The organism is Acinetobacter sp. WC-141, from assembly GCF_000313935.1.
Classification (GTDB): Bacteria; Pseudomonadota; Gammaproteobacteria; order Pseudomonadales; family Moraxellaceae; genus Acinetobacter.
In genome coordinates, this window is sequence record NZ_AMSS01000043.1 from 33,202 (window position 1) to 56,803 (window position 23,602).

Genomic DNA, 23,602 nt, shown 5'->3' on the forward strand with positions numbered 1-23,602 from the left:
TTCAGATGAACTTATTGCCATTTTAACTGTTCACGTAAACTTACCACTTCACCAATAATGGTTAAAGTCGGCGCTACGATATGATGTTCAGACACCTTAGTTGCAATATCAGCTAATGTTCCAACAATAACTTTTTGCTCTGGTGTAGTTCCTTTAGAGATTAAAGCAACTGGCATATCAGCGCGTTGTCCATGAGCAATAAGTTGCTCACAAATGCGTTCCAAGCCAACTAATCCCATATATAAAACTAAAGTTTGATTTTCATAAACCAGTTCATTCCAAGGGAGCTCAGGTGAACCTTCCTTTAAATGCCCAGTTAAGAAACGAACACTTTGTGCATAATCACGATGTGTTAGCGGAATACCCGCATAAGCTGAACAGCCTGATGCTGCGGTTATACCCGGCACAACTTGAAAAGTGACATTTGCCTCAACTAACTCTTGAATTTCTTCACCACCACGCCCAAAGATAAACGGATCACCACCTTTTAGACGGCAGACACGCTTGCCCTTTTGAGCATATTCAACCAGTAAAGCATTGATCCCATCTTGTGGAACAGAGTGATTTGAACGGGCTTTACCTACATAAATTTTGGTCGCATCACGCCGACAAAGCTCTAAGATCGGTGCAGACACCAAACGATCATAAATCACAACGTCGGCTTGCTGCATAAGACGCAATGCTTTTAATGTCAGTAGTTCAGGATCACCTGGTCCAGCACCTACCAAATAAACTTCACCTTTGGGTGCCGTCCATTCTGTTAAGGCTTGCTGAATCAAATCATTTGCTACATCCAGATTGTCATTAAAGACTTGTTCTTTTAATGGACTGGCATATAAGTTTTCCCAAAAGATTCGACGCTCGTCTGGGTTAATAATTTTTTCTTTTACTTGCTTACGCCATTGGCCTGAAAATTCAGCCAACTTACCCATACCGTGCGGGACAATCGTTTCTATTTGAGTACGAAGTTGTCTGGATAAAACTGGTGATGCGCCATTTGAGGCAACAGAAATGATCAATGGAGAACGGTCAATAATCGCTGGAACCATAAAACGGCAGTGTGGAATATCATCTACACTATTTACCAGTAAATTACGCGCTTCACATTGCTCAAAAACAGCTTTGTTGACCTGTGCATCGTTGGTTGCCGCAATGACTAATCTATAAGGTGTATCTAAAAAATTTTCGGCAAAGGTCTCGGCAAAATACTGCCCTCCAGTCGCCTGAACCAACTCTAAAAGTTGATCTTCAATTGCTGGAGCAATAATATCAATTACTGCCCCTGCTTTGGCTAATAGATTTGCTTTGCGCAGCGCAATATGCCCACCACCCACAATCAGACAACGTTGCTTTTGCAACTTTAAAGAGATTGGAAAAATATCCACCTTAAGCCTCTACATTAATCATCTGATTTTGGTTAAGCAAAAACCGTGCACAATTTAGATGCAAAGCTTAATCAATAAATGTTAAACCACCCATATATGGGCGTAATACTTCTGGAATCTCGATAGAACCATCTTCACGTTGGTAATTTTCCATTACAGCAAGCAAAGTACGGCCAACTGCCAGACCTGAACCATTCAAAGTATGCACCAATTCGGTCTTCTTTTGATCCATTCTGTAGCGTGCTTTCATACGGCGTGCCTGAAAATCCCCCATATTAGAGCAGCTTGAGATTTCACGATAAGTATTTTGGCTTGGAACCCAAACTTCCAAGTCGTAAGTTTTAGTCGCACCGAAGCCCATATCACCACCACAGAGCAAAATTTTGCGGTATGGCAAACCAAGTGCCTGCAAAATGCCCTCAGCATGTGCAGTAAGGTCTTCAAGTGCCTGCATAGAAGTTTCAGGTTTAACGATTTGCACCATTTCAACTTTATCAAACTGATGCTGACGAATTAAACCACGAGTATCGCGACCATAAGAACCAGCTTCACTACGGAAACATGGTGTATGCGCTGCATATTTTAATGGCAAGCGCTCAATATCAATAATCTCATCACGCACGAAGTTAGTAACAGGAACTTCTGCTGTCGGGATGAGGTAATATTCTTTTTCGCCCTGAAGTTTAAATAAATCTTCTTCAAATTTTGGTAATTGACCTGTACCACGAAGTGAATCAGCATTTACCAAGTAAGGCACATAAGCTTCAGTATAGCCATTCTTTAAAGTATGGGTATCAAGCATGAACTGCGTTAAGGCACGTTGTAGACGCGCTAAAGAGCCCTTTAATACGCTAAAACGTGAACCAGTTAATTTGGTTGCAGTTTCAAACTCTAAACCGCCCATCCACTCGCCTAAATCAGTGTGATCTTTGATTTCAAAATCAAACTGACGAGGTGTACCCCATTTTAAAATTTCAACGTTATCATCTTCATCTTTACCAGCAGGAACAGATTCATCTGGTAAGTTAGGAATGCTAAGCGCTTTTTGCTCAATCTCGTTTTGTAGCTCTGATAAGGCAACTTCAGCAGCTTTGATTTCATCACCAATCGCTTGCATACGCGCCATGATTTCAGATGCATCACCACCGGATTTTTTAATCTGACCCACTTGTTTTGCACCGGCATTACGTTCTGCCTGCAATTTTTCAGTTTTTGATTGCAATTCTTTACGGCGAGTTTCTAAAGAAGCCCATTCTTGAACATCTAATTGAACACCACGTTTTGCCAAAGCCGCATTAACAGCTTCAATATTATTTCTGAGTAACTTAGGGTCGATCATAATCAATCATAATATGGGTAAAAAACTGGCTATAGTGTAAGGCCTTAACACTAAAAAATATAGTGATCATCTTCATAACGAATAGCTTTCACACAATTGTTAGAATAGATCACCTATTTTATAAGTTATAGTTTGGCACACTTGGCAAATACTCAGATTTAATGAACTTAGCTGCCTCAGAATATGGCAATGTTAATTCAGTCATCCCTTCTGCATAAGAAGCCAACTCGTAAATTGGGTAAACAAAAACAACCCCATTTGCGCCATAGTAGAAATTATCGCTGAGTTGCAGTTTTTCACGGCTGATATTGTGCTCTTGAAGCCAATTTGTATTCGCATCAAAAAGTGCATCGACTAACTGTTTTTCGACATCTGGCTGAATCAGTTCAGCAACAGTAATGTGTTTTTTATTTAATAAATCAAAATTCACAAATTCTTGATGAGACATACCGTGTGCTGCGCCAGCAGAGTACGAATAAGTCTGGAATGCAAAGGTTGCAAGATTATAATTTTGCCCTAAATAGCGAACATAAATTGCACTTTGACTTGAACGCGGTTCACCCTCAGGTACATCAACCGGCTGATCAGCTAAATTTGCAAAAGCATTCGGATCTGCTTTCTTTATACGATTGGTAAAGTAATCATTAATCCACTTTTGATTGGTTTGTACTGTTTGAAAGTCATACTCAGTACAACCATCTTCTAAACAAACTTTTGTTTTCGGCAATTTTACTGGGATTACTTTTGCCTGAATTACAGGAACACCAGCCTCTTTAGTTTCTTTAACTTTTGCAGTCGAAGCCGCCGGCTCTTCTTTAGCTGCCGACTTTGGTTGGCAACCACTCACAATTGCCATTGCCGCTATTAATGGAAGAATACAAATAATTTTTTTATCGTAAAGTCGCATAATAATCCCCATGAATTTACCTCTATCACTATACAAAGCGTAAGAATAAGACGGGGTTAAAAAATGTATCTATTTCTCTTATATAAAAAAAGCTACCGTGAAAGGTAGCTTTTTTGAGAAGGATTAATTATTGGTCAATAACATCTGTGCCTTTTGGTGGCGTAAAGTTAAAGACTGATGCTGGAATTGAAGCATTTACTTTCACGTTATTAAAGCGCACATAGGTGGTCTGACCCAATGAGTCTTGTAACACCATAAGCGTAGGGGCTTTATTTGCTCCAAAACTAATGGTTAAACTTTGGAAAGCACCATCTTCTTTTTTAGGAAATAATGTGAAATAGAGCTTTGATTTATCGGGTTGCGTTACACGATAAGACTTCATAATTTGATTGGTGTTACCAGAGAGCAATAGCGCTGGTGTATCTGCAACCTGATCATCTAAGCTTTGGCGAACCGCTTGTTGTAAATCTGGATCATAAATCCAAACTGTTTTCCCGCTCGTTACAATTGTTTGTTTAGACGGACTTACTGTTTCCCAGTAAAATTTCCCCGGACGTTCAACTTTCATTGAGCCTTTAAATGTCTGGTTCATATGCTGAGCACTTAAACTCTTTTTCTGTGCCACAGTTTTTGTATTGGCTTTAGTTGTTTGTTCAAAATCGGCAGTCAAACGCTGTAATCCTGATAACTGATTAACCAGGTTCCCAATCGCCTGTTGCTCCGGTGCTGCTACAGGCGCAGCAAACACTGTAGTACTCATTACAGGAGCAAGCACTGACGCGCTGAGTGTAATAGCACACATAGTTTTACGAAGCATATTCATGTCATCACCTTTTTAGTTGCTGTAAGACAACTTGCCATCTTTCAAAGTTATGAAACTTAGCAAGCTCTTAATTCAAGACTCATATTAACCGACAAACTCTGTGCTAATCATTGAGAAAATAAGATATTTTGTTATGTTATTCATGTTGTTTGTAGAATTTCATTCATCATGATGAAGATAGACCAGATTAGATTCCATAAAAAAAGCCCACAAAATGTGGGCTTTTTTTGAAGCTAAAACTTATACAGTTTCAACTTTTACGTAGCGACGGCCAAACTGACCTTTCACTTCGAATTTTACTACGCCGTCAGCAGTAGCAAATAAAGTATGGTCACGGCCCATACCAACATTTGCACCAGCGTGGAACTCAGTACCACGTTGACGAACGATGATGTTACCAGCAGTTACAGCTTGACCGCCGTAAACTTTAACACCTAACATTTTTGGGTTTGAATCACGACCGTTCTTCGTCGATCCACCGGCTTTTTTAGTTGCCATGTCTCTTACTCCTCGTGATTAGCCTGAAATACCAGTAATTTTCAACTCAGTGAACCATTGACGGTGACCTTGTTGTTTACGGTAGTGTTTACGACGACGCATTTTGATAATACGGATTTTGTCGTGACGACCATGGCCAACCACTTCTGCAGTTACTTTAGCGCCAGCTACAACTGGAGCACCGATTTGAATGCTGTCACCGTTTACAACCATTAATACATCATCAAATGTAATAGTCGCGCCAGATTCAGCTTTCAATAATTCAACTTTAAGGGTTTCACCCTCAACTACACGGTGCTGTTTACCACCGCTTTGGATTACTGCGTACATAATGTACTCCAATTAGCCCGTGTCGTCGTGCCGATAAGGGATATATCGATCTTAAAACGATCGCCACTGGGGTTATATAAGGCGACATATTTTAAGTGAAATTTGATCAAACGACAAGTATTTTCTATTTATCAGTGACGTCTATTCCCCTATTTTTACAAAATCAACAGACACCTTAGATTGGAAATTAGCAGTTTTCATTGATTCTGAATGAAAATTAAAATACAGTTCCAGACACAAATTGCGACAAGAACAAGTTGTATTAATGCTGATGTCATTAAATTTATTGTTTTGCCGGAAATATCATGTTTTGCTTAAATAAAAAACAAAGAACGCTAAAAGACAATAGAAATGATTAATATCAGCCACTTGTTAACCTGTGCAACACATCTTTAGTTGATACACTAACGCCACTTATCTACCAATACGGGGTTTTTCTTCATATGGTCATCGATTTCAAGCAAGATATTCTTGCGCCTGTTGCCTCAGACTTTGCTGCGATGGATCACTTGATTAATGAAGGAATTAGCTCAAAAGTCGGTTTAGTCATGTCTGTCAGCAAACATGTTGTTGAGGCTGGCGGAAAACGTATGCGCCCAATCATGTGTTTACTCGCAGCTCGCGCATGTGGTTTAGAAAACATGGCAAACGCACAGCGTCTGGCCGCAATCATTGAAATGTTGCATACCGCGACATTAGTCCATGATGATGTAGTAGATGAATCCGGGCTTCGTCGTGGTCGACCTACAGCAAATGCGACATGGAACAATCAGACAGCTGTACTAGTCGGGGATTTCCTCATTGCACGTGCTTTTGATTTATTGGTCGATTTAAACAACATCACTTTATTGAAAGACTTTTCAACAGGTACATGTGAAATTGCTGAAGGTGAAGTACTACAACTTCAATCGCAACATCAACCTGATACAACAGAAGAAACTTATTTAAAAATTATTCACGGTAAAACGTCTCGCCTATTTGAGTTGGCTACAGAAGGCGCTGCTATTCTGGCTGGACAAGAAGCATACCGTGAACCATTAAGATTGTTTGCCGGTCATTTTGGTAATGCATTCCAAATTATTGATGATATTTTAGACTACACTTCAGATGCTGAAACATTAGGTAAAAATATCGGTGATGATTTAATGGAAGGTAAGCCAACTTTACCGTTAATTTCTGCATTAGCACACTCAACAGGTGAAGAACATGCGATTATTCGTCGCAGTATTGCAACTGGTGGAGTGGACCAATTATCTCAGGTCATCGAAATTGTACAAAAGTCTGGTGCTTTAGATTATTGCCACCAACGTGCCCAAGAAGAAACAGAAGCAGCACTGCAAGCTTTATCAAACTTACCCGATACACCCTATCGTCAGGCTTTGATTAACTTAACTCAGCTTGCGTTACATCGAATACAATAGATATTATTTTGCCTATGCATATAAATTTTTCAGATCATTTTTTAAAAATACAGAAACAGCTTGAGGATACTCAAGCTGTCATTGACGAAAATCTACTCATTGAGTTAGTCAATGATATTCGTCCATCTGATCCTCATAATACGGATGAGATTAAGCAAAAAATACAGGCTTTAATTGAAAGCCTATTACGCATACCTACAGCTCCCTTCCTACTACAAACTTTTTTATTAAGTCTGATTAATCGCTATAAACAAGTTAGCTTATATGCCGACAGCGGAATTTTGTCTTTAGATGGTTTCTGGAATCAGCTGGGGCAAAGACTCGGAGCACATTTTCTACCGTTAATCGAAGATGCAAGCCAACTTAAAATTTTGATTGGTAGAATTTTCTATTTAGAAAGTGACAAAATCTGGCTCAATAATATTGATGATGAAGATTGGGCAAATTTATTCAGTCTTATTGGGCAAAGCCAAAGTAATGTAGACGAAAAGCTTGTCATTCAAAGTGAAATGATTAAAGCAATTACCGTCTTATCTTATCGAATTAGCGGAATCGGCCTTTATCCTGAATTTATTAATGCCCAACCGGAACTAACTGAATATGAATCACCATTTTTAGTTCAGAACCGTGAAATTATTGAGTTTATCGAGAAATACAAAAAACAAGAACTTTTTGAACATGAAATTGCGGTCACTTCCCCTCCGGATGCATCACAAGCATTTGTTATGCTGGAACAGTGTCGGGATGTGGTTTTAAAGATTCGCCGCGCTACTAAAAGAATTGGTGTCAGCTTAAGTTTGACTTATTTATTGTCATTACTTGAGCAGTGTCTGGACCGAATTGAATTACTACTTTATCTAGTTGTAGATAACACTAAAGGAAAATATGTCTCTTTAGGACATCTTATTTCCGATTTGACCAAAGCACACTACAGTGAAAAAAGTGTTCGCTCTTTATTAAGCACAACAAGTGAACTGATTGCCTTTCAAGTGACTGAAAATGCTAGCCGAACAGGTGAACATTATGTAAGTACTGATACAAAAGGTTTCTTGGGCATGTATAAAGCTGCTGCTGGAGCGGGCGTCATTATTGCTTGTATGGCATCTTTAAAAATTCTTGCAGCAAGAATGACAATGGCTCCGCTCATGCAGGCCTTTACTTTCAGTATGAATTATTCTCTAGGGTTCATTCTAATTCATGTTCTGCATTTCACCGTTGCAACCAAACAACCTGCAATGACTGCTGCCGCCCTTGCTGCAACAGTACAACAGCGTAAAGGTTCTAAAACAGCTCAAATTGCAGAGTTGGCAGCGCTTATTATTAATATTATTCGAACACAGTTCATTGCGATTTTAGGCAATATTTCAATTGCGATTCCTACTGCCGCTCTTATTACTTTTGCTTGGCAGTTCTATCTTGATGAGCCTTTATTAACTCATACTAAAGCAACTTATTTATTGCACAGCTTAAATCCTTTCACCTCTTTGGCAATTCCACACGCAGCCGTAGCCGGAGTTTGCTTATTTTTGTCCGGCCTCATTGCTGGATACTTCGATAACATGGCTGTTTACCGGAAAGTTGGTCCACGCTTAAGAGCACATCGCCGTTTAGCAAACTGGTTTGGTCAAGATCGTCTCAATCGTTTTGCTGAATATATTGAGCGTAACTTAGGCGCTTTAGCTGGTAATTTCTTATTCGGGATTATGTTAGGGAGTATGGGCACCATAGGCTTTATTTTAGGTTTACCTTTAGATATCCGCCATATTGCCTTTGCTTCGGCTAACTTTATTCAAGGTTTAATGACAATTAACGGCAGCCCAGATATTGGACTGATTATTGTGTCCTTTTTAGGCGTGTTATGTATTGGTCTCACTAACTTATTCGTGAGTTTCACCTTAACCATTATTGTGGCACTACGGGCCCGCCGAGTTCGCTTTGAACAATGGAAACCTTTAGCCAAACTGGTGATGACTCATTTTCTGACTCGACCAAGCGATTTTTTCTGGCCCCCAAAAAAACCGCTAGAGCTTGAAGAAAACACGACAACAAATAGTGGAAAAAAGACGGAACACTAATAATTTTGCTTTGTACACAAAATGTGAATTCCGTCAATTTTGTTGTGATTGTTTTTCCAAATGTTAAAAAATTTTCAAAATGAATTTACGATGATCTATCAGGCTTGAAAAAAAGTGTACTGACAAGTACACTTTTAGCGGCTTTCAGTAGTGGACACTGCTTGAATTAAGCAAAGGTATATACATGCCCTATATGTTGCTTTTTATTGGTTGTATTTTTTTAGGATTAGGTGTGCTTGGTCTTTTTGTACCAAGTCTTCAATCTTTGGATCTTCTCAGCGTTCAAATATTGAGTGAATATCGTTCAGATTATCTTAACTCTATTACGATCTTTCTAGCACGGATAGGTGGTATGCCTTTTGTATGTTTTTTATCCTTTCTGGTGTGTATTTATCAGGCATGGTATAAAAAATATATTACTGTTATTTTCATTAGCGTGGGAGTTATTGGCAGTATCACCATGGGTTGGCTGCTCAAATGGTGTGTTGACCGCCCAAGACCCCCACAGGTATATCATATTGTCGAAAGTTACGGTGCATCGTTCCCAAGTGCACACAGTGTTTATGCATCAACACTGGCTTGTCTGGCAATGATAATGTTATGCCATAAGCCCAACACTAACTCTCCTTATATCATTTTGATTTCCTGTCTTTGGTTTATCTGCATGGGGCTTTCAAGAATATATGCTGGAGTTCATTTTCCAACAGATGTACTCGCCGGTTGGGGCATAGGTTTTATTTGGATTGCACTGCTTTGGCTCTGGTTATTACAAACACAAAGTAGGTTAAGTAAAAAACAAATATATTTTTAGATTTTATCTAACGAGGTGGAACAATGATGTCGGCTAAGCTTTGGGCTCCTGCCCTTACTGCTTGCGCATTAGCAACAAGTATCGCACTTGTTGGTTGTGGCAAAGGCTCCGATGAGAAACAGCAAGCTGCTGCTGCTCAGAAAATGCCGCCTGCTGAAGTAGGTGTTATTGTTGCTCAACCACAAAGTGTTGAACAAAGCGTTGAGCTTTCTGGCCGTACTTCAGCATATCAAATTTCTGAAGTTCGCCCTCAAACAAGTGGTGTAATTTTAAAACGCTTGTTTGCTGAAGGAAGTTATGTTCGTGAAGGTCAGGCTCTTTATGAACTTGATTCTAGAACTAACCGTGCAACGCTTGAAAATGCAAAAGCATCACTTTTACAACAACAGGCAAATCTAGCTTCACTACGTACCAAGCTCAACCGTTATAAGCAACTTGTTTCGAGTAATGCTGTATCTAGACAAGAATATGACGACTTACTTGGTCAGGTTAATGTTGCCGAAGCACAAGTTTCTGCTGCGAGAGCTCAAGTAACGAATGCAAATGTAGATCTTGGTTACTCTACAATTCGCTCACCAATTTCTGGTCAGTCTGGGCGTTCTTCTGTAACAGCTGGTGCTTTAGTCACTGCAAACCAAACAGATCCATTAGTGACGATTCAACAGTTAGACCCGATCTATGTTGATATTAACCAGTCTAGTGCCGAGTTATTACGTTTACGTCAACAGCTCAGCAAAGGCAGTTTAAACAACAGTAACAACACGAAAGTGAAATTGAAGCTCGAAGATGGTTCAACCTATCCAATCGAAGGACAACTTGCTTTCTCTGATGCTTCTGTGAACCAGGATACAGGTACAGTTACTTTACGTGCCGTATTCTCGAACCCGAATCATCTGTTACTTCCGGGCATGTATACCACTGCACAGATTGTTCAGGGTGTAGTTCCAAATGCTTATCTGATTCCTCAAGCTGCAATTACCCGTTTACCGACAGGTCAAGCCATGGCGATGACTGTGAATGCAAAAGGTGCTGTTGAGAGTCGTCCTGTTGAAACCTCTGGTGTTCAAGGACAAAACTGGATTGTGACTAACGGTCTTAAAGCTGGTGATAAAGTGATTGTTGATGGTGTTGCCAAAGTTAAAGAAGGGCAAGAAGTTTCAGCAAAACCTTACCAAGCTCAACCAGCAAACCCTCAAGGTGCAGCTCCAAATGCTACAAAACCGGCTCAATCAGGTAAACCTCAAGCAGAACAGAAAGCATCTTCAAATGCATAAGGGGTAGATTGAATGGCACAATTTTTTATTCATCGCCCCATTTTTGCGTGGGTGATTGCATTAGTCATTATGTTGGCGGGTATTCTCACGCTCACAAAAATGCCTATTGCACAGTATCCGACGATTGCACCACCGACAGTTACAATTGCTGCAACTTATCCTGGTGCATCGGCTGAGACTGTTGAAAATACCGTAACCCAGATCATTGAACAACAAATGAATGGTCTAGATGGTTTACGTTATATTTCATCTAACAGTGCGGGTAACGGTCAAGCCTCTATTCAATTAAACTTTGAACAAGGTATTGATCCGGATATTGCACAGGTTCAGGTTCAAAACAAACTGCAATCTGCAACTGCTCTTTTACCTGAAGACGTTCAACGCCAAGGTGTAACGGTTACCAAATCTGGTGCAAGCTTCTTGCAAGTTATTGCATTTTATTCGCCAGATAATAGCCTTTCAGACTCAGACATTAAAGACTACGTAAACTCATCAATTAAAGAACCTCTTAGCCGTGTTGCTGGTGTGGGTGAGGTACAAGTCTTTGGTGGTTCATACGCAATGCGTATCTGGCTCGATCCTGCAAAACTAACCAACTATCAGTTAACACCAAGTGATATTGCGACTGCTTTACAAGCGCAAAACTCACAAGTTGCTGTAGGTCAATTAGGTGGTGCACCAGCGGTACAAGGTCAAGTCCTTAACGCAACAGTGAATGCGCAAAGTTTGTTGCAAACACCTGAGCAGTTTAAAAATATCTTCTTAAAGAACACAGCATCAGGTGCTGAGGTTCGTTTAAAAGATGTTGCTCGTGTAGAACTAGGTTCTGATAACTATCAGTTCGATTCGAAGTTTAATGGTAAACCTGCTGGTGGTCTTGCAATTAAAATTGCAACTGGTGCCAACGCACTTGATACCGCTGAAGCTGTTGAACACCGTTTAGCTGAATTACGTAAGAACTATCCAACAGGCCTTGCAGATAAACTGGCTTATGACACTACTCCATTTATTCGTCTTTCAATTGAAAGTGTTGTACACACATTAATTGAAGCGGTAATTTTAGTGTTCATTGTTATGTTCTTGTTCTTGCAGAACTGGCGTGCAACGATTATTCCAACACTTGCTGTACCTGTTGTTGTATTAGGTACATTTGCTGTCATCAATATCTTTGGCTTCTCAATTAACACCTTAACCATGTTCGCTATGGTATTGGCAATTGGTCTTCTGGTCGATGATGCTATTGTTGTGGTCGAAAACGTTGAACGTGTCATGAGTGAAGAGCATACCGATCCGGTCACGGCGACTTCACGATCAATGCAACAGATTTCTGGTGCGTTAATTGGTATCACAAGCGTATTGACAGCGGTATTCGTACCAATGGCATTCTTTGGCGGTACAACTGGTGTGATCTATCGTCAATTCTCGATTACCCTTGTAACAGCAATGGTTCTATCGTTAATTGTAGCGTTAACCTTTACGCCAGCACTTTGTGCAACAATTTTAAAACAGCATGATCCAAACAAAGAACCAAGCAATAATATTTTTGCTCGTTTCTTCAGAGGCTTTAACAACGGTTTTGACCGCATGTCGCATAGCTACCAAAATGGTGTTAGTCGCATGCTTAAAGGCAAAATCTTCTCTGGCGTACTTTACGCTGTAGTGATTGCGCTATTGGTGTTCTTATTCCAGAAACTCCCATCTTCATTTTTACCAGAAGAAGATCAGGGTGTGGTTATGACACTTGTTCAATTACCACCGAATGCAACACTTGATCGTACGAATAAAGTTGTTGATACCATGACAAACTTCTTCATGAATGAAAAAGACACAGTGGAATCTATTTTCACCGTTTCAGGTTTCTCATTCACAGGTGTTGGTCAAAATGCTGGTATTGGCTTCGTTAAATTGAAAGACTGGAGTGAACGTACTTCACCAGAGTCTCAAATTGGTGCGTTAATTCAACGTGGTATGGCATTGAATATGATCGTTAAAGACGCATCTTACATCATGCCATTACAGCTTCCAGCAATGCCTGAACTCGGCGTAACTGCTGGTTTTAACTTGCAACTTAAAGATTCAAGTGGTCAAGGCCATGAGAAACTTATTGCCGCACGTAACACAATTTTAGGTTTGGCTTCACAAGATAAGCGTCTTGTAGGGGTACGTCCTAATGGTCAAGAAGATACGCCTCAGTATCAAATTAATGTAGATCAGGCTCAAGCTGGTGCTATGGGCGTTAGCATTGCTGACATTAACAACACGATGCGTATTGCATGGGGTGGCTCATACATTAACGACTTCGTTGACCGCGGTCGTGTGAAAAAAGTTTATGTTCAAGGTGATTCGGGTAGCCGTATGATGCCTGAAGACTTAAACAAGTGGTATGTACGTAATAGCAAAGGTGAAATGGTACCGTTCTCTGCATTTGCTACAGGCGAATGGACATATGGTTCTCCTCGTCTTGAACGTTATAACGGCGTGTCATCGGTTAACATTCAAGGTACACCTGCACCGGGCGTAAGTTCTGGTGATTCTATGAAAGCCATGGAAGAAATTATTGCTAAGCTACCATCTATGGGCTTACAAGGTTTCGACTATGAATGGACAGGTTTATCACTTGAAGAACGTGAGTCTGGTGCTCAAGCTCCATTCCTTTATGCTCTTTCATTGTTAATCGTTTTCCTTTGCTTAGCTGCATTATATGAAAGCTGGTCTATTCCGTTCTCGGTTTTACTTGTAGTACCACTTGGTATTATTGGTGCAATCGTCTTGACTTACTTGGGTATGATTATTAAAGGAGATCCAAATCTCTCAAATAACATTTACTTCCAGGTAGCGATGATTGCGGTAATTGGTCTTTCTGCAAAAAATGCGATCTTGATTGTTGAGTTCGCAAAAGAGTTGCAGGAAAAAGGCGAAGACCTACTTGATGCAACTTTACATGCTTCAAAAATGCGTTTACGTCCAATTATTATGACCACCCTTGCCTTCGGTTTTGGTGTACTTCCACTTGCCCTTTCAACAGGTGCTGGTGCAGGAAGTCAGCACTCAGTCGGCTTCGGTGTACTCGGTGGCGTACTCAGTGCAACGTTCTTAGGTATCTTCTTTATCCCTGTATTCTATGTGTGGATTCGTAGTATCTTTAAGTACAAACCAAAAACCATAAACACTCAGGAGCATAAATCGTGATGCAAAAAGTATGGTCTATTTCAGGTCGTAGCATTGCGGTATCTGCACTTGCGCTTGCTTTGGCAGCTTGTCAAAGCATGCGCGGCCCAGAACCAGTCGTGAAAACCGATATACCACAAAGCTATGGATATAACAGTGCTTCTGGTACGTCTATTGCAGAACAGGGTTATAAACAGTTCTTTTCTGACCCTCGTTTGCTCGAAGTGATTGATTTGGCTCTTGCCAACAACCGTGACTTACGTACAGCAACGCTTAATATTGAACGTGCTCAACAGCAATATCGAATTACTCAAAACAACCAGCTTCCAACCATCGGAGCAAGTGGCAGTGCAATTCGTCAGGTTTCTCAAAGCCGTGATCCGAATAACCCCTACTCTACCTATCAGGTGGGTTTGGGTGTAACTGCCTATGAGCTTGATTTTTGGGGCCGCGTTCGTAGCTTGAAAGATGCTGCATTAGATAGTTATCTTTCAACGCAAAGTGCACGTGATTCGACACAAATCAGTCTGATTAGTCAGGTTGCTCAAGCATGGTTGAACTATTCTTTTGCATCGGCAAATCTAAAGCTTGCAGAGCAAACTCTAAAAGCACAGCAAGACTCTTACAACCTCAACAAAAAACGTTTTGATGTAGGTATCGACAGTGAAGTTCCACTACGTCAGGCACAGATTTCTGTAGAAACTGCGCGTAACGATGTAGCGAACTACAAAACTCAGATGGCTCAAGCACAAAACTTGTTGAACTTGTTAGCAGGTCAATCGATTCCGCAAAACTTGTTGCCAAACCAACCTGTAAAACGCATTACTCAACAGAATGTATATACAGCTGGTTTACCAAGCGACTTGCTTAACAACCGTCCAGATGTAAAAGCTGCCGAATATAACTTAAGCGCTGCTGGTGCGAATATTGGTGCTGCAAAAGCACGTTTATTCCCAACAATTAGCTTAACGGGTTCTGCAGGTTACGCATCGACTGACTTAAGTGATCTATTTAAGTCGGGTGGATTTGTGTGGTCAGTTGGGCCAAGCCTAGACTTACCAATATTTGACTGGGGCACACGTCGTGCCAATGTAAAAATTTCTGAAACCGATCAGAAAATTGCATTATCTGATTATGAAAAATCAGTTCAGTCTGCATTCCGCGAAGTTAATGATGCGCTTGCAACGCGTGCTAATATTGGTGAACGTTTAACAGCTCAACAACGTCTGGTAGAAGCGACTAACCGCAACTACACACTTTCAAATGCCCGTTTCCGTGCAGGTATTGATAGTTACTTGACCGTTCTTGATGCACAGCGTTCATCTTATTCAGCAGAACAAGGTCTACTCTTGCTTCAACAAGCTAACTTAAACAACCAAATTGAGTTATACAAAACTCTAGGTGGCGGTTTAAAAGCAAACTCTTCAGATACAGTGGTTAATCAACCATCAAGTGCTGAACTAAAAAAACAATAAGTTTTAAATAACTTATTCATAAAAGCTCACTTCGGTGGGCTTTTTTATTGCATCTCATGTGAATATTTCTTATCTTGAACCTTTATAAATTTAGATTGATAAAAAATAATGTTACTGAGTAATTTAGAAAGCGTTCCGGGCCACCAGATTTTAAAACAGCTTGATGTTGTTTATGGAAGTACAGTCCGTAGTAAGCATGTTGGCCGTGACTTGATGGCGAGTTTAAAAAATATTGTGGGTGGTGAACTTACAGGTTATACCGAATTATTAGAAGAATCTCGCCAAGAAGCCATGAATCGTATGATTGCCAAAGCCCAGCAACTTGGTGCAAATGCAATTGTTGGTATTCGTTTTTCAACTTCAAATATTGCTCAAGGTGCTTCGGAACTATTTGTCTATGGCACAGCAGTGGTTGTGCAACCACAAACACCCCACCTACCAGACCCTTTTAATGCATAGGTAGAAAATGGAAAATCTTATTTTTCAGCTTACGATTTTTCTTATTTTGTTCAGTATTGGTTGGGGTTTTGGGCGTCATATTGAACGTAAACATTTGAAAGAACTTTTAGAAAAAGAGCAACGACTGGCCCATATCAGAATTGATACCAACCGTTTTGCAACGAGTGATCAGCTAGGCCATTTCATTAGCAGTAATGTGGTGATTTCTCATGACTACTTTAAATATGTATTGGCATCCATTAAGAATGTTTTGGGTGGTCGCCTCACCAGTTATGAGAGTGTGGTTGAGCGTGCTCGCCGTGAAGCGATTGTCCGTTTAAAACAACAAGCCCATACTGCAGGCGCTAACCATATTATGGGAGTTCGGCTGAGTACAACCGAACTTGGCATGCAAGGTGGAATGGTTGAAGTCTTTGCCTACGGCACAGCAGTAAAAGATTAATACTGCCCTACACTAGAAAAATGAATGCGTGGATTGCCAATATTTTTAGTTAAATGTTGGCAAATTCCGGTAATTTTCCAACTGTCCTGTTGTTTTGCCAAAGTAAAATAATAACGACCAAATGAATGAAAATAATCATTTTCTGAAAAACGATAAATTTGATAATTGCATTCTAACCATGCCCGATCTTGTTCAATACGGATGATCGGATTACTTAAGTTATGTTGCAACCGAAGATGCGACAACGCCTGTTGCCGAGAACCTTTATATTCATGACAAGACACGACACATAAAGGCTCTCCCCTAAACTGGAAATAGTCCACCTCAAGTTGATCGGCCAATAACTCATCAAAAGCGTCCCAATTTTTCTGGTCAAAGACCAATTGAAAACGTGTGATGACCTCTAAAACACGGTGATAATCTTGATCCATGGTGAACCTTCTATGCAGGTTTTTCACCAATTTAGCACGGCGAAATCTCTTTTTTATTTTACTTTTGTTTTCCGAATCATTTTATAGAGAAGTTTTGGGGACATCCGAGAAACCATTACTCCAAGTTTTTCTTTAGTACCACCTATTACTATATATTCTTGACCATGCATTAAAGCTTTAACCGACTTTTCTGCAAAAGTATCTGCCTCTAAACCATTTTCAATTGCTTCGTCTTGATGGCCTTGAGGCTGCCCCGCACCATTTAGTGCATTAAAAGAAACGTTCGTTTTTACAAAACCAGGGAAAATAACGGAAACTTCAACGCCCTGATCAGCGACCTCAGCACGTAAACTATTAGCCCACATATGAATTGCCGCTTTAGCAGCCGAATAACTTGCACGGTACTGTGTTCCTAATAAACCAGCCACACTCGACACAAACACAACTCGGCCAGACTTTTGTTTTAGCATGGTGGGTAATACGGTTTTGGTTAAAGCCACTTGCGAGAAATAATCAACTTCCATAATGGCCCGTTCGGTTGCCATGGTCGTGTCTTCGATTAATGCACGTTGGCTCAAACCTGCATTATTAATGAGCCAGTCTATTCGCCCTTTCGCTTTTAAAATCTGCTCATAAGCCTCTTGAACTTGTTTTTCATTGGTGATATCTGTAACCACAGACAAATGTTGCTCTGGATTTAATAAACCAACTCGAACTGCTTCTAATTCTTCAAAACGACGGGAGGTCAAAATCACTTCTGCCCCTTGCAAGGCTAATTCCCCTGCCAAGGCCTTACCTAAACCAGAAGATGCACCCGTAATCCATACCACCTTATTTTTTAAAGTATCAAGTTTGGCCATGCTTTATGTTCCTATTATCTTTTTAAATTATGCTGCTTGATGCATGAAGGCCAAAAAGTGGTTGATATAATGAGTTGCTGTGGTCTGATCGACCTGAGTACCTAACTTTTCTAAACGTTTATAGCCTAAATGCGTCGTCATGTTGATCACCCCATTCAGGGTTTTATCGACAACTAAATTAAATTTTAAACGCTTTTTAGGTTCACGTACTAGGCTTGTTACGCCTAAATCTACAATTTGAATGAGGGTCTCAAAAGCAGCTGCAACACTCTGCATATTCCCATCACGAATTTGCTGAGTCAGAGTTTCAGCTTGTTGCACGAGTTGAAGCGTAACCGGATAGGTAATATAAACTTGCTGCCCCTGTTCTTTCATTAGAGATGTCATGTAGTCAACTAAAGGTAAAAGACGTTCATTTCCAAAGAATGAAACCGACCAAGGCATGTATTTTCGAAAAGTTTCCAAAACCTGCTGAACCACTTTTTCAGACTCAGCTTGCTGTTTTGGGGACATGGTTGTATTCCCTGACTGTAAAAGTACAGAAAAAACCTGCTCAATAATTTCACAAGAAAGGTCAGACAATACATCCCCTAAGGGTTTTGCCTGACTTTGGCTTACCCCATCATGCAGTTTCTGCCGAATGGTCTCGAATTGGGTATAAGTTGAATCGGAAATTTTCAAAAAAACTTCATAACTCATGAGCAACATCCTTTTTCAATTCTTTTGTAATTTTTGTGCCGTGTGTCTACACGATTAAATTGTGATCCATCTTTCATAAATCTACCGTTTTTTGAAAAAAATACAAAACCGTTTATCTGTTTTCAGCACATTAATTTCGAGGCATTTTTTTGCTACAATAGGTGCAATTTTTTATGCATATTCGATCTAAGCTACTATGACTGACGCTCAAACCGCTCAAAATATTGCGACCACATACGATCCAACCGAGATCGAAAAGAAGTGGTACCAAACGTGGGAAGAACAAGGTTACTTCAAACCTTCTGGTCACGGTGAATCATTCTGTATCATGATTCCGCCACCAAACGTCACTGGTAGTTTGCACATGGGCCATGGTTTTAACAACGCCATTATGGATGCCCTCACTCGTTATAACCGTATGATGGGTAAAAACACCTTGTGGCAACCGGGTACTGACCACGCAGGTATTGCAACTCAAATGGTTGTTGAGCGTCAACTTGGCTTGCAAGGTGTGACTCGTCATGACTTGGGCCGTGATAAGTTCATCGAAAAAGTTTGGGAATGGAAAGAACAATCTGGCGGCACGATTACTAAACAAATTCGTCGCTTAGGTTCGTCTGTAGACTGGTCACGCGAACGCTTCACGATGGATGAAGGTTTATCGAACGCAGTGAAAGAAGTTTTCGTTCGCTTGCACGAAGATGGTTTAATTTACCGCGGTAAGCGCCTTGTAAACTGGGATCCTAAACTTCAAACAGCGCTTTCTGACCTTGAAGTAGAAAGCAAAGAAGAAAAAGGCTCGCTTTGGCACTTTAAATATTTCTTTGAAGACAAATCAGTTAAAACTCAAGACGGCAAAGACTATTTAGTCGTTGCAACAACTCGTCCTGAAACTTTACTTGGCGATACTGCGGTTGCTGTTCACCCTGAAGATGAGCGTTATGCACACCTTGTTGGTAAAAACATTGTATTGCCAATTACTGGTCGTTTAATTCCAATCGTTGCTGACGACTACGTTGAAAAAGACTTCGGTACTGGCTGTGTAAAAATCACGCCTGCTCATGACTTTAACGACTATGACCTAGGTAAACGCAATAGCTTGCCAATCATTAATATCTTCAACAAAAATGCCGAAGTTTTAGGTGAGTTTGAATATATTGCAAAAGCTGGTGAACAAATTTCTAAAACCATTACTGCACCTGCGGAATATGCTGGTTTAGAACGTTTCGTAGCACGTAAAAAATTAGTTGCTCAAGCTGAAGCTGAAGGCTGGTTAGATCAAATCCAACCGTATGACTTAAAAGCTCCACGTGGCGACCGTTCAGGCGTGATCATTGAGCCATTATTAACTGACCAATGGTATGTAAAAATTGCTCCGCTTGCTGAACCTGCAATTGAAGCAGTTCAAGATGGCCGTATTAAGTTTGTTCCAGAGCAGTACAGCAACATGTACATGGCGTGGATGCGTGACATTCAAGACTGGTGTATTTCACGTCAGCTTTGGTGGGGTCACCGTATTCCAGCTTGGTACGATGCGAATGGCAACATCTATGTTGGTCGTAACGAAGAAGAAGTTCGTGAGAAAAACAACATCGCTGCTGACGTTGAACTTAAACAAGACGAAGACGTTCTTGATACATGGTTCTCATCTGCACTTTGGACTTTCTCAACCTTAGGTTGGACTGGCGATGCGAAGCAAGATGAAGTCAATGATTTCTTAAAAACTTTCCATCCAACAGATGTGTTGGTGACTGGTTTTGACATCATTTTCTTCTGGGTTGCCCGTATGATCATGATGACCCTACACTTCATGAAAAATGAAGATGGCTCATCTCAAGTACCATTTAAGACTGTTTATGTTCACGGCTTAGTACGTGATGGTGAAGGTCAAAAAATGTCTAAGTCTAAAGGTAACGTACTTGACCCATTAGACTTGATTGACGGTATTGATTTAGAAAGCTTAGTTGCAAAACGTACGACTGGCCTAATGAACCCGAAAGATGCAGCGAAGATTGAAAAATCAACGCGCAAAGAGTTCCCAGAAGGTATTAATGCTTATGGTACTGACGCAGTTCGTTTCACGTTCTGTGCGCTTGCAAACACTGGTCGTGACATCAAGTTCGACTTAAAACGTGTTGAAGGCTACCGTAACTTCTGTAACAAAATCTGGAACGCGACTCGTTTCGTTCTGATGAATGTTGAAGGTCAAACTGTTGGACAAGAAGCACGCCCTGATCTTTGGGAACTTCCAGAACAATGGATTATGAGCCGTCTGCAAAAAGCTGAAGCTGCTGTACACCAAGCGTTTGCAACTTACCGTTTAGACCTTGCTGCACAAGCGATTTACGACTTTATCTGGAATGAATACTGTGACTGGTACGTTGAGTTAACTAAACCAGTTCTTAACGATGCAGAAGTTTCAGAAGAGCGTAAAGCTGAAGTACGCCGTGTATTACTTGCAGTCATGGAAGCATCATTACGTTTAGCTCATCCGTTAATGCCGTATTTGACAGAAGAAATCTGGCAAACTCTTGCACCAATGCTTGGTCAAGGCGGCCCAACGATTATGACTGCTCAATACCCTATTCCTGAGCAAGCAAAAATCAATGAACAAGCTGAAGCAGATATGCAATGGCTTCAAGGCTTGATTGGTGCAGTACGTAACATTCGTGGTGAGTTAGGCTTAGGTAATGCGCGCTTGTTGCCAGTATTACTTCAAAATACATCTGACGCTGAACGTGAACAAATCATTCGTATTGAAGCATTGTTCAAAGCCTTGGCTAAAGTTGAAAGCATTGAGTTCTTGAATAAAGATCAAGAACCACCTTTATCTTGCTCTAGCGTTGTAAGCCACGCATCGGTATTTGTACCAATGAAAGGCTTAATTGACCCTAAAGCTGAGCTTGCTCGTTTGCAAAAAGACTTGGATAAAATCCAAAAGCAACACGACCAAATCGCGGGTAAACTTGCAAACGAAGGCTTTGTATCTAAAGCACCAGTAGCGGTTGTTGAAGGTGAAAAAGCGAAGCTTGCTGAGTTTGCTGCTCAACTAGAGAAAGTTAAAGCAAATATGGAGCAAATTGCTGCGCTTTAATACAGTAGTTTGATTCAAAAAATCCCCTCTTAGTGAGGGGATTCTTGTTGGAAATAATTACAACTCAGTTCAGAAAGACATATATTTTCAAGCTTTGATATAAACCTATTAGATAACCAAGTCAAATATTGATCAAAAATATAAATTCAATAAAATCTTAACCTATTAATTTAATGTCTTAAAAATATCAATCAATTTTATACACACTAAATAATAGTTTTCCATTTGCAGAGATTGCCCAATATAAGTGATCATTTTTCTGACTTTCTTCTAAAATAATGAATTTATTTTGTTGGCAAACTTGTTCAACTAAACCAATATTTTTTTCTGAACCATACACATTAAAAGAATCATGTCTTTCAAAATCATCATGATCCCTTAGCAATTCAGGTGGTTGAACATAATGAATGTTGGAGTTAAATGTTTTCCAACGTTTTTTTATAGTTGGCTTAATACATTCAACTGTTGAATAAGTAATTTTCTTCTGGCCTTGCAACTGCTTTTTAGATAAAAAATTTACTTTAGTTTTATTATCTAAGGGATAGACTACAATCCAATAACCATCGTCAGATGAATCTAGCCTTTGATAAAAAAATATTGATTTTGTCAGATTAGGAAAGATTTTATGATCATATAAAATACTATTTTTCAATCTTTTCTTATTTAGACTCTCTTCAAAAAAATTATCCGCCATACATACTAAAAAAATTATTACAATTAAAAAACTTACAATTGAAATAAAGACATAAATTACTAACATTAAAATTATACTTAAAAAATTTTTTAGCATAAAAACTCAACTTCAAAACTAGAAAAGGCCCCCATAGGCCTAATTTCTTACAGCTATATTAAATAGCCCCCAATTTTTTAAAATTCCCCAAATCATCACTACTAATCTCACCGCACCATATAAATTCTGAAAGTTAATTATTGGTGTTATTAATTAATAATTTTAGAGAGTTTGCCAAAGAAACTAAAGCTCCCCATGCCCCAACAACATCTCCACCCCACTCACTTTTTTCATATGCTTTAAACGTTCTTTCTCCCACTTCAGCTGCTGTTTTAACTCAGCACAATCAGCATCTACAGCTTTATAAACATCACTAATATGTAGATTCTCTGCTTTTACATTCTTTGCCAACTGAAAAGAATCCAAAATTTCAGCAATTTGTCTTTCAAGCTGCTGACTTTGTGCATCTAAAGCCAATTTATAAAACCGCAATTGCTCAGCAGATAATTCTTTAGTACCTAACCCCTTATTCTGTTCAAGCTGTAACTGGAGTTTGAGTAAATAGAACAAGTCCTGCTTTTCATAGGCCTGACTTGCTTGTTGAAACAACTCAGTTTTTTCTTCTTTCTTTGTTTCATCTTGCTCACGGTCTGGGTGAATCATCGCGGCAATTTTTAAATAAACTGTTTTGAGTGACTGTGCTGCCATTTGCTCGGCTTGTTCACGTTTTTGTTGCTGTCTTTGCTGTTTGGCTTGTTCCCGCGCTTGTTGTTGCTCGGCTGCATATTGTTCAAAGTCTTCTTCTAACTCTAAACCTTGATCAGCACTTTCTTCATCTTCAAATCTTATTGGCTGAGCTTTTCTATTCTGTTTTACCGACTTCCCCGCATGTTGCTGATAAAAGGTATCGATCTGCTTCACCAAGTCCAACTGTTCAGCATGCAACATTTTGGAGCGCTTCAACATTTGTGCAAACTGAGCGATTTTTTCATCCAATTGTTGTATATCTGCTTTAGAAAACTCATGGCTATGCAACATATTCCAAAGTTGCTCTAACTGTTGAAATAGCACTTCATGTAAATCGCCATATACAGGCATTAGTTTTTGCCGAATGTGCTGTTGAATTTCAGCTTGCGCATTTTGCCATGTGCTTAGGCTAATTTTTTGCTGTTCTATTTTATCAATCAGGCGATTCAGTTTTTTCTGCTGTGCAGATGGCTCAGACCTTTGCTGCAAGCTCACTTTGAGATCAAAGGACATACTCATCTACCTGAAAAAGAAAAAAGTGTAGCAATAATCAGATGAGGAAGGTAGCAAAGCATTCTTTAAATAAGAATCAGCCTATTCATTTTTAGAAAATAGAAGATGACTTAACTAAAGT

20 protein-coding genes are annotated in these 23,602 nt (G+C 39.9%); 9 read left to right on the plus strand and 11 right to left on the minus strand.

Going from position 1 to position 23,602, the window contains the following annotated elements:
* Positions 1–11: 11 nt before the first annotated feature.
* The 6 genes from cysG to rplU all read right to left on the minus strand — a co-directional run bounded on the left by cysG (position 12) and on the right by rplU (position 5,282).
* Positions 12–1,385, minus strand: a complete 1,374-nt coding sequence (gene cysG / locus ACINWC141_RS06330; RefSeq protein WP_009389396.1) for a siroheme synthase CysG — start codon at positions 1,383–1,385, stop codon at positions 12–14.
* Positions 1,386–1,452: 67 nt separating this feature from the next.
* Entirely contained in the window at positions 1,453–2,724 is a 1,272-nt protein-coding gene (serS, locus tag ACINWC141_RS06335) for a serine--tRNA ligase (RefSeq protein ID WP_009389694.1), read from the minus strand.
* A gap of 118 nt (positions 2,725–2,842) precedes the next feature.
* On the minus strand, positions 2,843–3,643 hold the full coding sequence (locus ACINWC141_RS06340) for an RsiV family protein (RefSeq protein WP_034677872.1): 801 nt from the start codon (positions 3,641–3,643) through the stop codon (positions 2,843–2,845).
* 115 nt (positions 3,644–3,758) lie between these two features.
* Complete coding sequence (gene lolA, locus ACINWC141_RS06345) at positions 3,759–4,454, minus strand: outer membrane lipoprotein periplasmic chaperone LolA (RefSeq protein ID WP_009389642.1); 696 nt, start codon at positions 4,452–4,454, stop codon at positions 3,759–3,761.
* Between the two features lie 240 nt (positions 4,455–4,694).
* Positions 4,695–4,952 (minus strand): 50S ribosomal protein L27, encoded by a 258-nt coding sequence (gene rpmA, locus ACINWC141_RS06350; protein ID WP_002116037.1) that lies wholly within the window; start codon positions 4,950–4,952, stop codon positions 4,695–4,697.
* An 18-nt stretch (positions 4,953–4,970) separates the two neighbouring features.
* Positions 4,971–5,282 (minus strand): 50S ribosomal protein L21, encoded by a 312-nt coding sequence (gene rplU / locus ACINWC141_RS06355; protein WP_004639133.1) that lies wholly within the window; start codon positions 5,280–5,282, stop codon positions 4,971–4,973.
* Positions 5,283–5,725: 443 nt separating this feature from the next.
* Between rplU and sdsA the strand changes: the two genes are divergently transcribed.
* The 8 genes from sdsA (at position 5,726) to ACINWC141_RS06395 (ending at position 16,407) form a co-directional block, all read left to right on the plus strand.
* Positions 5,726–6,703: an All-trans-nonaprenyl-diphosphate synthase gene (sdsA, locus tag ACINWC141_RS06360; protein WP_009389487.1), complete on the plus strand. Its 978-nt coding sequence runs from the start codon at positions 5,726–5,728 to the stop codon at positions 6,701–6,703.
* 14 nt (positions 6,704–6,717) lie between these two features.
* Positions 6,718–8,778, plus strand: coding sequence for a site-specific recombinase (locus ACINWC141_RS06365; RefSeq protein ID WP_009389417.1), 2,061 nt, complete (start codon positions 6,718–6,720; stop codon positions 8,776–8,778).
* Between the two features lie 184 nt (positions 8,779–8,962).
* Positions 8,963–9,589, plus strand: a complete 627-nt coding sequence (locus ACINWC141_RS06370) for a phosphatase PAP2 family protein (protein WP_009389661.1) — start codon at positions 8,963–8,965, stop codon at positions 9,587–9,589.
* 23 nt (positions 9,590–9,612) lie between these two features.
* Positions 9,613–10,863 carry a multidrug efflux RND transporter periplasmic adaptor subunit AdeI gene (gene adeI, locus ACINWC141_RS06375; RefSeq protein ID WP_009389667.1) on the plus strand — a complete coding sequence of 417 codons (1,251 nt, stop codon included), beginning with the start codon at positions 9,613–9,615 and terminating at the stop codon, positions 10,861–10,863.
* Between the two features lie 12 nt (positions 10,864–10,875).
* The gene (adeJ, locus tag ACINWC141_RS06380; protein ID WP_009389482.1) at positions 10,876–14,052 is read left to right on the plus strand and encodes a multidrug efflux RND transporter permease subunit AdeJ; all 3,177 of its coding nucleotides are present in this window, start codon (positions 10,876–10,878) and stop codon (positions 14,050–14,052) included.
* A complete protein-coding gene (gene adeK / locus ACINWC141_RS06385) occupies positions 14,052–15,506 on the plus strand; it encodes a multidrug efflux RND transporter outer membrane channel subunit AdeK (RefSeq protein WP_005036452.1) in 1,455 nt (484 codons plus the stop codon). The genes adeJ and adeK overlap by 1 nt, the downstream gene beginning before the upstream one ends.
* Positions 15,507–15,614: 108 nt before the next feature.
* Positions 15,615–15,965: a YbjQ family protein gene (locus ACINWC141_RS06390; protein WP_009389613.1), complete on the plus strand. Its 351-nt coding sequence runs from the start codon at positions 15,615–15,617 to the stop codon at positions 15,963–15,965.
* A gap of 7 nt (positions 15,966–15,972) precedes the next feature.
* Complete coding sequence (locus ACINWC141_RS06395; protein ID WP_009389602.1) at positions 15,973–16,407, plus strand: YbjQ family protein; 435 nt, start codon at positions 15,973–15,975, stop codon at positions 16,405–16,407.
* Here the strand turns inward: ACINWC141_RS06395 and ACINWC141_RS06400 are convergent.
* The 3 genes from ACINWC141_RS06400 to ACINWC141_RS06410 are packed head-to-tail and all read right to left on the minus strand — an operon-like array spanning position 16,404 to position 18,397.
* Entirely contained in the window at positions 16,404–16,838 is a 435-nt protein-coding gene (locus ACINWC141_RS06400; protein WP_009389374.1) for a nuclear transport factor 2 family protein, read from the minus strand. The genes ACINWC141_RS06395 and ACINWC141_RS06400 overlap by 4 nt on opposite strands.
* Positions 16,839–16,891: 53 nt before the next feature.
* Positions 16,892–17,698, minus strand: coding sequence for an SDR family NAD(P)-dependent oxidoreductase (locus tag ACINWC141_RS06405; protein ID WP_009389478.1), 807 nt, complete (start codon positions 17,696–17,698; stop codon positions 16,892–16,894).
* A gap of 27 nt (positions 17,699–17,725) precedes the next feature.
* The gene (locus ACINWC141_RS06410; protein WP_005049899.1) at positions 17,726–18,397 is read right to left on the minus strand and encodes a hypothetical protein; all 672 of its coding nucleotides are present in this window, start codon (positions 18,395–18,397) and stop codon (positions 17,726–17,728) included.
* Positions 18,398–18,593: 196 nt separating this feature from the next.
* Here ACINWC141_RS06410 and ACINWC141_RS06415 point away from each other — a divergent pair, with 196 nt between their 5' ends.
* Positions 18,594–21,491, plus strand: a complete 2,898-nt coding sequence (locus ACINWC141_RS06415) for a valine--tRNA ligase (protein WP_009389393.1) — start codon at positions 18,594–18,596, stop codon at positions 21,489–21,491.
* A 187-nt stretch (positions 21,492–21,678) separates the two neighbouring features.
* On the opposite strand, the gene ACINWC141_RS06420 is transcribed toward ACINWC141_RS06415, so the two are convergent.
* Both ACINWC141_RS06420 and ACINWC141_RS06425 read right to left on the minus strand, forming a co-directional pair.
* Positions 21,679–22,281: a hypothetical protein gene (locus ACINWC141_RS06420; RefSeq protein WP_005309970.1), complete on the minus strand. Its 603-nt coding sequence runs from the start codon at positions 22,279–22,281 to the stop codon at positions 21,679–21,681.
* Between the two features lie 183 nt (positions 22,282–22,464).
* A complete protein-coding gene (locus ACINWC141_RS06425; protein ID WP_034677879.1) occupies positions 22,465–23,481 on the minus strand; it encodes a molecular chaperone DnaJ in 1,017 nt (338 codons plus the stop codon).
* Between the last annotated feature and the right edge of the window lie 121 nt (positions 23,482–23,602).

What these genes read in the sequence shown, in the direction of transcription:
- adeI (WP_009389667.1), top strand. Translation starts at nt 9,613, where the DNA reads ATGATGTCGGCTAAGCTTTGGGCTCCTGCCCTTACTGCTTGCGCATTA.
- ACINWC141_RS06420 (WP_005309970.1), bottom strand. Translation starts at nt 22,281, where the DNA reads ATGCTAAAAAATTTTTTAAGTATAATTTTAATGTTAGTAATTTATGTC.
- ACINWC141_RS06425 (WP_034677879.1), bottom strand. Translation starts at nt 23,481, where the DNA reads ATGTCCTTTGATCTCAAAGTGAGCTTGCAGCAAAGGTCTGAGCCATCT.
- ACINWC141_RS06415 (WP_009389393.1), top strand. Translation starts at nt 18,594, where the DNA reads ATGACTGACGCTCAAACCGCTCAAAATATTGCGACCACATACGATCCA.
- ACINWC141_RS06405 (WP_009389478.1), bottom strand. Translation starts at nt 17,698, where the DNA reads ATGGCCAAACTTGATACTTTAAAAAATAAGGTGGTATGGATTACGGGT.
- ACINWC141_RS06365 (WP_009389417.1), top strand. Translation starts at nt 6,718, where the DNA reads ATGCATATAAATTTTTCAGATCATTTTTTAAAAATACAGAAACAGCTT.
- ACINWC141_RS06395 (WP_009389602.1), top strand. Translation starts at nt 15,973, where the DNA reads ATGGAAAATCTTATTTTTCAGCTTACGATTTTTCTTATTTTGTTCAGT.
- ACINWC141_RS06390 (WP_009389613.1), top strand. Translation starts at nt 15,615, where the DNA reads ATGTTACTGAGTAATTTAGAAAGCGTTCCGGGCCACCAGATTTTAAAA.
- adeK (WP_005036452.1), top strand. Translation starts at nt 14,052, where the DNA reads ATGCAAAAAGTATGGTCTATTTCAGGTCGTAGCATTGCGGTATCTGCA.
- sdsA (WP_009389487.1), top strand. Translation starts at nt 5,726, where the DNA reads ATGGTCATCGATTTCAAGCAAGATATTCTTGCGCCTGTTGCCTCAGAC.
- ACINWC141_RS06410 (WP_005049899.1), bottom strand. Translation starts at nt 18,397, where the DNA reads ATGAGTTATGAAGTTTTTTTGAAAATTTCCGATTCAACTTATACCCAA.
- adeJ (WP_009389482.1), top strand. Translation starts at nt 10,876, where the DNA reads ATGGCACAATTTTTTATTCATCGCCCCATTTTTGCGTGGGTGATTGCA.
- rplU (WP_004639133.1), bottom strand. Translation starts at nt 5,282, where the DNA reads ATGTACGCAGTAATCCAAAGCGGTGGTAAACAGCACCGTGTAGTTGAG.
- ACINWC141_RS06340 (WP_034677872.1), bottom strand. Translation starts at nt 3,643, where the DNA reads ATGGGGATTATTATGCGACTTTACGATAAAAAAATTATTTGTATTCTT.
- ACINWC141_RS06400 (WP_009389374.1), bottom strand. Translation starts at nt 16,838, where the DNA reads ATGGATCAAGATTATCACCGTGTTTTAGAGGTCATCACACGTTTTCAA.
- ACINWC141_RS06370 (WP_009389661.1), top strand. Translation starts at nt 8,963, where the DNA reads ATGCCCTATATGTTGCTTTTTATTGGTTGTATTTTTTTAGGATTAGGT.
- rpmA (WP_002116037.1), bottom strand. Translation starts at nt 4,952, where the DNA reads ATGGCAACTAAAAAAGCCGGTGGATCGACGAAGAACGGTCGTGATTCA.
- lolA (WP_009389642.1), bottom strand. Translation starts at nt 4,454, where the DNA reads ATGAATATGCTTCGTAAAACTATGTGTGCTATTACACTCAGCGCGTCA.
- serS (WP_009389694.1), bottom strand. Translation starts at nt 2,724, where the DNA reads ATGATCGACCCTAAGTTACTCAGAAATAATATTGAAGCTGTTAATGCG.